Here is a 13,384-nt window from a genome sequence, read left to right as displayed (position 1 = left end):
ATTTCCGGGAATGTGCTTGACTGTAAGTTCTTTTAGGTGTTGATCTTAGCGAAGTAATTGGTAGGATGGATTGAATCAGGTTGGGATCTGTGTGTATGCCTTCTGCAGATCTTTACGTCATTATAAGGTTCAGCGTTGGGGAATTTAAAGAATTTTTTCCAAATAAATGTCCAACACAAAACGTCTATCCTGTCGCGTTGATTTTAACTTCAGGAAATTGATTGCGCTCGTATCTAAAGGAGTTTCCTCGTGAAAATGTTCCACAAACTGTTGCTGGTGGTGCTGGTGATCTGGGGGGCCTGTGATGCCCCGCGGAAGGTGCTGGCTGAAGCTGCCTCCCGCCATCCTAATATTGTCATGATTATTTCCGACGACCAGGCCTGGAACGATTATGGCTTCATGGGCCACGATCAAATCAAAACCCCGAACCTGGACAAACTGGCTGCTGAGAGTGCGGTTTTCAAACGGGGATATGTGCCGACCAGTCTATGTCGTCCGAGTCTGATGACCATGATTACGGGCCTGTATCCCCATCAGAATAAAATCACCGGGAACGATCCACCGAAGGGCACCGATCGCCAGAAACTACTCAAACATGTACGGAGTGTTGACTGTCTGCCTGCGATGCTGGGAGAACTGGGATACAAGAGTTTCCAGTGTGGTAAATGGTGGGAAGGCAATCCCAAACTGGCTGGCTTTACTTCGTCGATGACCCATGGCGATCCCAAACGTGGAGGACGTCATGGCGACCTGGGATTGAAGATCGGCCGGGAAGGGATGCAGCCGGTCTATCGATTCATTGATCAATGCGGGGACGATCCGTTTTTTCTGTGGTACGCTCCCTTCCTGCCTCATACCCCTCACAATCCCCCGCAGCGTATTCTGAAGAAATACCTCAATCCGGAAACTCCGGTGGAGCTGTCCTATTATTATGCGATGGTCGACTGGTTCGATGAAACCTGCGGTCAACTGCTGGATTATCTGGACAAGCAGCATCTCAGCGAGAATACGATCGTGGTGTATGTGACCGACAACGGCTGGATTCAGTATGTGCCTGAATCGGACGCGGAACGGAAGAAGATGAAACGCCGTTTCCGTTATGCTCCCAAGTCGAAGCGGAGCCCCTATGACGGGGGACTGCGAACACCGATCATGGTCCGCTGGCCGGGTAAAATCAAACCGGCGGAATACGATACACTGGTCAGCAGTATTGATCTGGCTCCGACGCTGCTCGATGCGGTTGGTTTAAAGCCCACTAAGGAGATGGAGGGCATCAATCTGCTGAAAGTGATTCAGGATGGAGGCCGCACAGACCGCAAGGCGATATTTGGAGAGATCTTCGAACACGATATGGTGGATATCGATGATCCCAAAACAAGCTTGAAGTACCGCTGGTGCATCGAAGGAGAATGGAAAGCGATCTTCCCTGGCCCCCGACTCAAGGGAGAGAAGCCCGAGCTGTATAACCTGGCTCAGGATCCATTCGAGAAGCATGATGAGGCAGCCTCTCATCCGGAGCGGGTGAAGCAGCTGTTAAAGCTGACCAATGCCTGGTGGGATGGTGAATCCCGTTGAGCTGACGTGTTCAGAACGATAACCAGGACAGATCGCGGAGACGATCTGTCCTGGCTTCTCGCGCCACTTTTAAAGAACAGGAAGTGTGGGATTAGTGATGATCCCAGTGTCCTGTCTGATGATAGTCATAGTGAGGGGGCTGATAGTCATAATGATTTCCGTGCCGGTAAAATCCCCCCGGATGGTAATCGTAGTGGCTGGTATTGTGCCAGTATGCATGGCGTCTACCGTAGTAGTAGGAACGCGGGCTGCATGAACGGTATCCACCCCGATAACCGCCGTAACCTCCGTAGTAGCCGCCGTACCCGTTGCCCAGGTTCACGCTGAAATTCACTCCTCCTGCTTCCGCTGTGGAGGTCTGTCCGACCATTGCGAATCCTGCCAGAGCGACACAAACGATCATGAACTTTTTCATCTTTCCATTCCCTAAAAGAGTTTCCGGTAGTGTTTGATTTTGCGACCGCGTCTGAGGAATGTTAAAAAGCATCGATTGTGCCAATTAAATGGATTGCGTCGTAAGTCTCTTATCTATTTATTCTTAAGTAGATTTAGTTAAAGCAGACTATGATCAGAACTGTGCTCAAATTGATAAAAGTGCCATCAATGTGAGCCTGAAAAGCGAGATGGACCGGCGGATCCTGCCTGAGAGTTCACGAAGTGGATTTGCGAAACCGCAGCAGAGTCAGCCGTTGGTGCGGATGGTCAAAGCCTTGATCGGCGCGAGCAGGCGGCTGAAATCGCGAACGCAATCCATCGTGGATGAGATTTCTTCCTGCAGTTTTTCCGTATGTGAGCCGTAACCAAGCCTGCGGGCGAGGAATTCGAATTCTTCCTGATCCTGGGGAGGGACCGTGAGGTCTTTGGCGTTGCCGCGCACCATGCGGAGCGCATCAATGAGTCTGCGGAGGAAAATATAAGCGTTACGCAACTTGTGGAAGTCGTCGGGACTGATCAGTCCGAGTTTCTTGAGTGAATCAATGCCTTCCAGCGTATTTGTGGTTCGGAGACCGGGATTACGATGGCCATAGGTGATCTGCATGCCCTGGATCAGATACTCGCAATCGACCAGCCCGCCGTCACCGAGTTTGGCGTTGATGGTCCCCCCTTTGACGAGCTGCTGTATCTGTTTCTCGCGCATGGCGAGCATGGCGGCGACATCGAACGGTTTGCCGGAATAGATAATTTCATCCCGCATGCGGACGATCTGGTTTCCGAATTCTTCGTCACCGGAAATCGGGCGAAGTTTGACCAGTGCCTGACGTTCATAAGGCCAGGCGGCGCCTTCATGAGAGAAATAACTCTGAAAGGCTTCCGCGGAAACTGCCAGGCTGCCGGCCTGACCATAGGGTCGGAGCCTGAGGTCGATCTGGAAAATTCCCTCACTGCGGGTTTTGATCATCTTGGTGAATTTTTCCACCAGCTTCAGGTAATACTCATTATTGGTGATGACTTCCGGGCCGGTAGTCTGCCCGGTGCCTTCATAGATAAACATGAGTTCGATGTCAGACGCGAATCCAAGTTCTCGTCCTCCGCATTTCCCCAGGGCGCAGATCGACAGATGGCAAGGACCGCCTGATTCCAGTTGTGGATCGCCGTAACGTTCCTGCAGCTGCTGGTTGCAGACGTCATAGGCTCCCTCGACGACGACCTCGGCGACATCCGTCAATTCATCTGAGAACTGACCGAACTCGGAAATATGCCCCAGAATGTGTCGCATATCGGTGCGGAGCATGGCCCGGTCTTTGAAAGCGTTGAGCTGTTCCTGCTGTTCCTCCGGGGTTGTTGCTTCGGCGAGTTCTTCCGCGATCTCGGCTTTGAGTTCCTCCAGCGGAATCCGGTTCTTGAGTTCTTCCACATTCGCGACAACGGGGAAGAGATTGGAATGCTGCAGACGCAGAAAGTCTTCCCAGAGAAAATCACTGACCCCCAGCAGACGGGCCAGGGCACTGAGCACGCTGGTCCGTTCGAGCGAGGAGATTTCTTCGACCCAGTTGGGTTGTTTGAAGAGATGCTCCAGGAACTCCCGGAAGTGCAGCAGTGCCGACTCCGGATTGGGGGAGCGGGGTAATAAATGGGTGAAGTGTTTAATCAGAACGATGGCGGCACGCAGACCCTGCTGCTGGGCTTCCGCACTGATTTTTTCGCCTTTGTCGTCGGTGACATACAGCACATCACTGACTTTAGTGCCTTCGGAATCAATGACCATGCGGGCGATATCAATCCCACTCATCGAAAGGGCATTGGTGAGTTCATACAGAAAGCCGATGGTATCCTCGGACTGGATTCTGAGGATCGTGTGCCTGTTATCGGTTTCGTTATCGACTTCAATTTCGACGGGGTAGAGCACCTGGCTGGCTTGTGCGAGATCGTGCAGACCGGCGGCGACGCGTTTGGCCAGTTCTCCCACTGCCTCCTGGGTATTGCCAGATTCGACTTTATGCAGCAGCTCGGAGAGATCGTTGCGATAATCGGTCCAGACGTTCGGTTCAACGGCGGGGCCAGAGGCCATCACGTCCAGCACGATGACAAACTTGCGGGTATTTTTTGTCTTTTCACTTGGTTTGGAAGATCGACTGGAAGAGGAAGCGGCAGGTTTGACTTTCTGATTGGTAAACAGGTGCCCTTTCTGAATGTCAAATCCATAGACAAACAACAGGCCGCAGATCAGGGAGAGGTCCCCGGTCTGGTCGAAGCCGACCATGGTCAGCCGCAGCTGGTTGTGGGGCCGTTTTTCTGTTTCGAGTTCAACGATATTCGTCTCGCTCAGTTTGCGGGCCATCTGGCTGTGCTGTTCGGTTTCTGCTTCATTGAACACTTTGGTGTAAGAAGCGGCCATCATGCCGATCGGATTGCTGTCCTGTTCAGATTGTGCCGCTCTTTCTCCGGTTTTGTTCTCGGCTGGATCGTAGATGTATTTCTTATAGATACTGCGGACCGCTTTGCGGTGCTGCTCATAGTACTGGACCAGCTGTTTGCCATCCTGGAAGTCGAGCCGCCGGGCGAGATAGGCCAGCTCCCGCTCATCGGTGGGCATGTGGTGTTCCTGGTTGTAATGCATCAGCTGCAGCGCGTGTTCGATCTTGCGGAAGAAGACATAGCCACTGGTGAGGTGACGGTATTCGTCGGCCTGGATCAGGCCATGATCGACGAGCCTCACGAGCCCGTCCAGTGTATTGATACTGCGGATGGAAGGATATTTGGCACCGTTGGCCATCTGCAGGTACTGGGTTGTGAACTCCACATCGCGGATTGAGCCTTTACCAGATTTGACTTCGCCCCATTCTTTGCCTTTTTTCTTCAGTGTCTGCTCAATCCGCTGCTTCATGTCCAGCACATTTTTGCGGACCTCTTCCGGGGCGCAGTTGAAGATCTGGGGTTCGATACGGCGGAAAAATTCAATGCCCAGTTTCTGGTTGCCGGCAATCACCCGGGCTTTGAGCATGGCCTGTTTTTCCCAGAGGCGACCATGTTTGGCGAAATAGTCGACGTAAGCATCGACGGTAGTTACCAGTGCTCCCGAGCGCCCCCAGGGACGCAATCGCATATCGACGCGGTAGAGAAAACCTTCGGCCGTCGATTCCATGAGCGACTTGATGAGTTTCTGTCCCAGTTGCCAGTATTTCGTGGAATCTTCTCCGGCGATGAAGACGAGGTCGATATCCGAGCTGTAGTTCAGTTCTTCCCCCCCGAGTTTGCCGAAAGCCAGTACGGCAAAGTCGTCGACGGGCAGCTCCATTTCTTCAGAGAGCACCGTCAGACAGGACTGAACCAGTCCGTCTGCGAGCAGCGAAAGCTGGACGGTGATATTTTTCAGATCCATCAGTCCAAAAGTATCACAGGCCCCGATGCGGAGCAGTTCCCAGCGCTGGAAGCGTCGAACCGCGTCAAATTTCTCAGTGATCGAGCCGGTTTCCTGGCGCATGATGGCCATCGCTTCCGAGAAGAACTGCTGCTGACTTTTGAATTCGGCGATGCGGTTGTAGCGGGTCAGACGCTCCAGGTAATCGGGGTTCTTGAGGAGGATTTCCGTGAGGAACTGACTGCCGACAAACAGCCGGACCAGAATCTCGACTGCGCGCGGGTTTTGCGTCAGAAAGTCGAGCATTTTCTCCGGTTCAGAAACACTGTTCATGAACCGCTCGAAATTGATGAGGGAGCCGTCCGGAGTGGCGGCGTCGGTCAGTGCCTGCAGGAGGGTGGGCAGGATCATCGTCAATTCTTCACGAATGCGGGATGTTGTGCACATGTCTCGCATGCGGATCAGAGCGCGTTCCTGATCTGTAAAACCGATGCCGGTCAGGATCTGTTTTACTTCGGGATCGGTGACGGAATATTTCTGGTCCAGGAGTATTTCCGGGTTGTCATAGAAGACGGGACTATTCATAAAATTGTCAGAACCTGTTGGTCATGAATTCAGAGATTCAGGATATTGAGAATCCAGGGGTCTTTTGAGTGAACACTCTACTGATGTCGTTCTCCTGTCCGCGTTGGCTGGAGGGGACCTGTCTGGTTCAAGTGCTGCGAAATGTAACCTTATTATAAGATCGTCCGGACTGCAAAAGAAGTAACTCTTTCAATTGAAATTAAAGTAAATCGAACCGGGGGGCTGCCCCTGCTTTCCAGTTGCTTTTCCCCAGGCTGTATTCTAGTCTGGAACGAGGAAATTCGAGCAACTTAACCCTGTTTCTCACCGTAGCCGGCATTTTAATCAGAGAGAACCGTGATGGAAAATTATTCCTGCAGTCGTCGTGATTTTCTGACTCAGATCATGTGTGGTGTGGGAGCTTCTGCTCTCGGGAGCCTCGCATTTGCGGAAGGGCAGATATTTCCGCCCATGCGGGTGATTACCAAAGGCCCCCGGCATCACTGGTTTGGCTATTACGACAAGCTGCAGTTTGACCCCACCAGCCGGTATGTGCTGGGGATGGAAGTCGCTTTCGAACATCGCTCACCGAAGGCCGATGATGTGATCAAAATCGGGATGGTGGATCTGGAAGATGACGATCGCTGGATCGAGCTGGGAGAATCATCGGCCTGGAACTGGCAACAGGGATGCATGCTGCAGTGGCTCCCGGGATCCGCATCGGAAATTATCTGGAACGACCGTGAGGATGGTCAGTTTGTAAGCCGGATTCTGGATGTCAAAACCGGGAAGGGACGTACAGTTCCGTCGCCGATTTATTCGGTCAGTCCGGATGGCAAGACGGCTGTTACTCCTGATTTTCGGCGGATTCAGGATGTTCGTCCCGGCTATGGTTATCCCGGATTTCCCGATCCTAATTTCAAGGATCTGGCCCCGCGGGACTCCGGAATCTTCCGGGTAGACCTGGAGACGGGCAAATCCACAATGATCCTGTCGCTGGACGAAATCTCCCGGACGGGAACCATCCCCAAAAATCAGAAAGATGTGAAGCATTACTTCAATCACCTGCTGTTCAGCCCGGATGGTTCGCGGTTTATTACACTGCATCGCTGGCAGTATCCGAACGGTAAACGCCTCTCCCGGCTGGTTACAGCACGGACGGACGGCAGCGATGTGCGGGTGGTGATTGATAACGGTTTTGTGTCGCATTTCATCTGGCGTGATCCGGACCATATCCTGGCTCAGTCCAAAGCGACTGCTGAGAGTCCCTCCTGGGGAGATTTTCTTGTCAAAGATGAATCCGGGGCTGAACTGAAAGAGGTCGGCAAGGGAGTGCTGGACAGTGGAGGGCACTTAACCTACCTGCCAGGTAACGAATGGATCCTGAATGATACTTACCCCAAAGGCAAGGAACGGATCCAGACGCCTCACCTGTATCACGTTTCTTCCGGGAAGCGGATTGATCTGGGACACTTCCATTCCCCTAAAATCTATACGGGGGAATGGCGGGTCGATACACATCCCCGCTTCAGTCCCAATTCCCGCTACGTTTGCATCGACAGTCCCTACCAGGATCAGGGACGTCAGCTGCATCTGATCGATATCAGCGGCATCGTGGGCGCATCGTAGATCAACGGTTTGTGATCATTCGGTTCCCGCGCCGGCCTTGACCGGCGTTTTCTCTGCTGCGGATGAGGGGACCGGTTCCCGGGTAATGTGGAGCTGATAGAATTTATTGCGTTTGAGGGCCCGTTCCAGGGCACTGTGGTCCACCGGACTGCGGTTCACAAAAGTGATTTCTTTGCGGTCGGGGTTGAAATGGATCGTTTCCTGGTCAACCCAGACGAATCCTTTCAGGCAGCGGCGGGCGGAATCTGTGACATCATCTCCCCCGTAGACGCCGTAGCGGATCACATATTTCTGCTTCGCTGTGGCAGCAGGCTGCATGGTGCCCGTTGATGTCTGCGAGGAAGTGCTGCCGGGCTTCCCTGCATGATCGGCTAACGCCAGATCGTCCTCAGAGAGTTTGATCCATTCCGGAGTGACCCTGATGCTTGCGCGCGCCAGGGCACCACTGGCCCGCATTGCCATACCGAATTTTCTGGCATGGGCTTTAAATTTGAACGCGGCCCATTTGTCGTCATAATTGATCACCAGGGAGTCCGCGACATATTCAGGAATTTGCCTGAGCGATTGCTCCACGGTTCGCTCTGCGGCAATGGGATCGAAACTATTGCTGAAAATTCTGTCGATACGAAACGTCATGAGGTCAATATTTGGATTTACCTTTGTGAAATTGGGATCGGTCGGTTCATTTTTGGGGGCGTCATCTGTCAGTCGGATGACACGGGTGTTTTTGTTCTCTGCCAGTTTTTCTCTGAAATCACCAGGGATGCGCTCGGTAAAGTCAAAAGAGAGAGTCATCTGATTCAGATTAATCACCACGTTCTCCCCTTCAAATCCTAAGATTCTCCCGTCTATCGCTGATTCCAATGCTCCCAGTTCAAAGGCGGCCCGATTTTTCAGTTTCTGCTCAAACTCTTTGTCAAAGCCGGCGATTTTAAAAGTCGCACGCCGTGTCCCTCTTCTCATGCGACCGTGCATCTTTAGATCAGATTCATGCATCTTACCAATTTGAGGCGGCTCTGATCGATCGAATTCGAAACTGCGTTTTTTCGGTCTATTCTGTTCAACACGCTGCTGGGCTGCCTGTTTCATCTCTGCGATTCGCTGATCGTGTTCGGGACTGAGATCCGGTTTTCGTGAGGGCTGCCTGATGCGGGCTTGAATCCACTGGATGCCCCGGGGGATGCCTTCGTCGATCATCGTCTGGTAATGATCGACACCGTCACTGGAGACGAGCTCGACATCCTTACCTTTGCTTTTCAACAGCTCTGCAAACTGTTTTGTGGCTGCGAATGAAGTCACCTGGTCTCCGCGTGCATGAAACAGGAAGACAGGGCAGTCGATCGATTCATAGTGCTCCAGGGGAGAACTGAGTCGGATGAAATCCTCGACATCAGGAATCAGGGGTTTGATTTCAGCGAGGTGGTCGGCAAAAAATCTCTGTGGATCGACAGAAGGGGCATAGGCCAGGCAGCCTTTGATGACGCCGGCACCCCAGAAAGACTGTTGAGCGTGCTCGGCAAACAGCAGATTCAGAGTGGCAGCGGAACTATGTCCTGCCAGAAAGATATTGTCGGTATCGATTTCCGGTATCGTTTCCAGTGCCAGTGAAAGCGCCTGCGCATAATTCAGCATCCCGGCTTTGCTTTTGCGGAAGGCCTGATGCGCTTTGATGAAATCGGCATTACTGGTCTGGTCACCTTCTCCCAGGTCTCCGTCGATGGAAAAAGTGATCACGGCGAAGCCGGCTTTGATATAAGGTTCGTGTTCCGGGTTGGGGATGTCTTCGACCGCGTCAATGTCCATCCCCGTCAGCAGGGTGGCGCCGGCCGGGGGGACAATCACGCAGGGGAAACGTGGCGATTTTTCATTGGTGCGAGGGAGAAAAACGCGAATCTTCATCTGGCTGGTCGGGGCGTCCTCCTGGCCCGGTGCGGGGGTGCTGGTGACTTCGAACATCCTTCCGATCGAGGCGGTTTTCTGTTCCTGGAACATGTTCTCTTCCGCTTGATCCTGTTCTGCCCATTTCAGGGTGAGGGGAGTGTGATGGCTGATTTGGAATTTCTTGAGGTCCTTGAGTTCGCGACCCCCGTCAGGGTCGGGTTTCAGAACTCTTTCCTGGGCCTGTGCCTGCTGAGGTTTTCGGACGATGGGGCCATACACATACAGAGAGAGTCCGATCAACAGAAAAACGCACACAGCGCTGAGCCATGCTTTCAAAGCTTCCTTACTTTCCTCATAGCAGAGGAGCGCAAAGAACATGGGGTAGAACGGTACAAAGAAACAGAGAAGAAACTGTAGTATGCCTGCCTGGACGGCAAGGATAGTAACCGTTACCCTGAAGTAAGCCAAACAGAGTGCTGCAAAACCGAGATTGATAAACAGGATCTTGACGGTCGTGTCTGGGTCGTCCGTCAGAAAGAAATAGTACCCGTATGCACTCAACAGGCAGAAGTTGATCAGGAGCATGTAGGGTGTGAACCCATATTCTTTTATTGAGGCAAAGATGCCTGGCAGCGGGTTCGACCATTTCTTCGCCGGTTTCTGAGGTTGCTTCACCTGTCTTCTGGCTGGTCTGACGGCCGGGCCGTCGTTCAGATCATCCTCCCAGTATGTGGCGTCCTCTTCCTCAAACAGCGATTCTTCATCTGCGTCATCGAAACTGAAATCGTCTCTCCGACGGGAACTGCCGGCTCGCTGTTTGCGGGGAGCAGATGATTTCGAGGCTGGTTTCTCGATCACAAACGGGACCGCGCACTTCGGGCATTTGACTTTTTTTCCGAAGGCGGCCCGTGTTTTGATCTTGAAGGCAGCTGCACAATGCGGGCAGGTAATCGACACTGGTTCGGACATCTTGGAGATCCAGACTTTCAGATCGTGAATTGGAGTGCAGGATGCATCAGTTCAGACTGCACTTATTCTACTGTCTGACAGTACACGAGGCAATTCGTGAATTCTCAGATGTTTCCGTCCAGGGATGATCCTGTGGGGAATTAGCCCTTTTTCGGCTGTTCTGCCTGTCGGGCTACGGTTTCTCGCAGTTCGTGTACTTCCCGTTTGAGTTCGTGCACTTCATTCCGCAGCTGTTCGAGCAATTCGAGAACTTCGGGGCCTGGATGGGGCGGATGATGTTCCGGACGCTGGTGACGTTCAATGCGTTCCCGCAGATGCTGTTCTGTTTCGTTCGCTTCCTGGTGGATCCGGTGAGCCAGATCGTGCAGGCCTGCCTGCTCCAGATGCTCGGCGGCGACATGCATGTTCTGAATGCGGTGCCGTTGCTGGTCCATTTCCCGCTCGAAATTCTGTGGTTCTTCGTGTGGACGTTCACGGTGCCGCTCGTGCATCTCACGGTGATCCCGAGGTGGATGAGCGGGACGTTCGGGACGTCGCTCTCTGTCACGTTCGTCTGCCCGAGTCAGGAAAAAGTCCCTGTCCTGGGGGTGGGAACGAGGTCCTTCTTCACCGGGAACCGGAGCCCGAACTGGTTTTTCGGACGACATGATATTGCCGGCAGCAAACAGGACAACGGCCAGCAGGACGAGCAAAGTAGTAGTGAGCACTGATTTCATAATTGGAATTCCCGGATTGAGCAGATAAAAGAAGATAATCCGTAAGACGATGCACAAGCAGTTATGATACCGTTTGCGGATCAATTCGTCGAGTTTTTAATCTGACTTTAGAGGGAATTCTGCACGGGATGAGTTCGAATTTACTATCCCGTTTCAGTTCAGGCGGTGCGCTGTCTGACCTGGGCACTGAGCAGATTCTGATATTGCGGACAGGTTTCGACCAGGGAACTGTGAGGCCCGGTGGCTACGACTTTTCCGGAGTCCATGACCACCACCCGGGTGGCAAATTCCAGCAGGCTCTGTCCGACCGAGTGCGTAATGATGAACACGGTCCGTCCGGGAGCAAATTCTTTGAGGGCTTTATGAATCAGGATTTCACTCTGAGAGTCGATCGCCGAGGTGGCCTCGTCCAGGATGAGGATTTCCGGATCACGCAGGAAGGCCCGTGCCAGGGCGATCCGCTGTCGCTGACCGCCGGAAAGTTCGTGTCCCTTTTCGCCGACGTTGTAGTGCAGCCCATCAGGCATCGATTCGGCGAACTGGAGTACGTGTGCTTTTTTGGCGACGACTTCGATTTCATGGCGGCTGGCCGACGGACGTCCGTAGCGGATGTTCTCCAGAATGGAATCATCAAACAGCATGGTTTCCTGGGAGACCACGCCGATGTGATTCCGCAGGTCTTTCAGGCGGATATCGCGAATATCGACTTCATTGATGAAAATATTCCCTTTGTCGGGATCGTAGAAGCGGGGCAACAGGTTGACCAGTGTCGATTTTCCTGAGCCGTTTTCTCCGACGACCAGAACGACTTCCCCGGCGGCCACTTCGAGATTGACGCCGTCCAGGATTGGTTCATTATTCCGCGTCGATTCTTTGCGCTGGGCGTAGGTGAAATCAATTTTATTGAAGCGAACTGATTCGACTTGCGTGGGGAAGGGCTCCGGATCGGAGGCTTCTTTCACGAGAGATTCCCGGTCGATGACTGCGAAAATGCGTTCGGCGGCGGCAGCGGTTCGTTTCAGTTTGGAGTAGACCGAAGACATTTTTCGAGCCGGGTCCGTAATTCCGGCCAGCAGCGCATACATCATTGCGAGGGTCGCGATATCCATCGGGGCGGAGGCGAGCTGAATGCCCCAGATTTCCGTTTTGCCCCGCAGCACGAGGTAAGAACCGGGAATCAGGGCGATAAAGAGGGCCATCAGTCCCAGCATTTCGGTGGTCGGGCTGGTTAACGAGTCAATGCGGACAATGCGGAGTGCTTTTTTGAAGTACTCTTTATTTTCATGGTGGAACCGACTGCGATGTTTCCGTGCACCGTTGAAGGCGATGATGACCTTGGAACTTTCGAACGATTCTTCCAGCGTCTTGTAAATGCGAGACATGCTTTCCATCATCCGCTGGCTGGCATGTTTGAGCGTTTTACCGATTTTATAAAACACGAGGGCGATGAGGGGGGCAAAGACGAAGGAGAGCAGAGTCAGACGCCAGTTGACCATAAAGGCAAAGATCACACAGGCCAGAGCTTTGAGGGGTTCACGAATAATTTTCCCGCCCATAAGCGTCAGTCCCTGGGAAAGCTGCTGCATGTCAAAGGTGAAACGGGACATCAAGGCTGCAGTCCCTTCGTCCGAGATGCTCTGATAGTCGAGATTGAGCGTCTTGCGGAAGCATTCTTTGCGGATGGACATTGTTGCCAGTTCCACCACGCCTCCCACGATGACATCCTGCGTGAAAATACAGAGGCCTTTGACCATCGTGGTGAGCAGAAGCAGTCCCAGAATTAATGCGAACGTATCAAACTGATCTTCCGGAACCCAGGGGAGAATATTGGATTGAACCCATTTGAGTGCAAACAGTTTGCTTGAGGCTACACTCAGGTTCTCCTGTTGTCGTGAATGATCGCTGAGCAGTTTGACCGGGGCCTCAGCAAATTTGGCGGCATCGGCTTCGGCGGTGGAGATGTCGTCGTCAGACTGGTTGATCTGATACGCCTGCAGTTTTCCGGAGATCTCCTTAAGAACATGCTCCTTGTCTTTGATGGTTTTTTCGGTTTCGATGATCTGGGTCTGAACGTACTGGTCGATGCGCTCTCCCTGCAGCAGAACTTTGACGACCAGGAAGGTGACCGAAAGATTGGCCCCCCAGAGGATGGCGACCAGGATGGCGAAAAAGAATGCGGTAATCAGCCGACGGCGGAAAGGCCAGACATATTGCAGGATTCTGGTAAAGCTGTTCACAGTAGTCACTCTGG

The 13,384-nt window shown here is 52.9% G+C and carries 7 protein-coding genes; 2 read left to right on the top strand and 5 right to left on the bottom strand.

Annotated features, from left to right (window positions below):
* Positions 1 to 255 precede the first annotated feature (255 nt).
* The gene (locus tag Enr10x_RS21495) at positions 256 to 1,575 is read left to right on the top strand and encodes a sulfatase family protein (RefSeq protein WP_145452754.1); all 1,320 of its coding nucleotides are present in this window, start codon (positions 256 to 258) and stop codon (positions 1,573 to 1,575) included.
* Positions 1,576 to 1,666: 91 nt separating this feature from the next.
* On the opposite strand, the gene Enr10x_RS21490 is transcribed toward Enr10x_RS21495, so the two are convergent.
* Together Enr10x_RS21490 and Enr10x_RS21485 are read right to left on the bottom strand one after the other, a co-directional pair.
* The gene (locus Enr10x_RS21490; protein WP_145451319.1) at positions 1,667 to 1,990 is read right to left on the bottom strand and encodes a hypothetical protein; all 324 of its coding nucleotides are present in this window, start codon (positions 1,988 to 1,990) and stop codon (positions 1,667 to 1,669) included.
* Between the two features lie 267 nt (positions 1,991 to 2,257).
* Positions 2,258 to 5,959 (bottom strand): [protein-PII] uridylyltransferase family protein, encoded by a 3,702-nt coding sequence (locus Enr10x_RS21485; RefSeq protein WP_232093087.1) that lies wholly within the window; start codon positions 5,957 to 5,959, stop codon positions 2,258 to 2,260.
* A 339-nt stretch (positions 5,960 to 6,298) separates the two neighbouring features.
* Between Enr10x_RS21485 and Enr10x_RS21480 the strand changes: the two genes are divergently transcribed.
* Positions 6,299 to 7,567, top strand: a complete 1,269-nt coding sequence (locus Enr10x_RS21480; RefSeq protein WP_145112527.1) for a hypothetical protein — start codon at positions 6,299 to 6,301, stop codon at positions 7,565 to 7,567.
* A 15-nt stretch (positions 7,568 to 7,582) separates the two neighbouring features.
* On the opposite strand, the gene Enr10x_RS21475 is transcribed toward Enr10x_RS21480, so the two are convergent.
* The 3 genes from Enr10x_RS21475 to Enr10x_RS21465 all read right to left on the bottom strand — a co-directional run bounded on the left by Enr10x_RS21475 (position 7,583) and on the right by Enr10x_RS21465 (position 13,370).
* Positions 7,583 to 10,417 (bottom strand): prolyl oligopeptidase family serine peptidase, encoded by a 2,835-nt coding sequence (locus tag Enr10x_RS21475; protein WP_145116416.1) that lies wholly within the window; start codon positions 10,415 to 10,417, stop codon positions 7,583 to 7,585.
* 140 nt (positions 10,418 to 10,557) lie between these two features.
* A complete protein-coding gene (locus Enr10x_RS21470) occupies positions 10,558 to 11,133 on the bottom strand; it encodes a hypothetical protein (RefSeq protein WP_145112525.1) in 576 nt (191 codons plus the stop codon).
* 158 nt (positions 11,134 to 11,291) lie between these two features.
* A complete protein-coding gene (locus tag Enr10x_RS21465; protein ID WP_145112523.1) occupies positions 11,292 to 13,370 on the bottom strand; it encodes an ABC transporter ATP-binding protein in 2,079 nt (692 codons plus the stop codon).
* Between the last annotated feature and the right edge of the window lie 14 nt (positions 13,371 to 13,384).

Source organism: Gimesia panareensis (assembly GCF_007748155.1).
GTDB lineage: Bacteria > Planctomycetota > Planctomycetia > Planctomycetales > Planctomycetaceae > Gimesia > Gimesia panareensis.
This window is presented reverse-complemented; position numbering and strand designations above follow the sequence as displayed.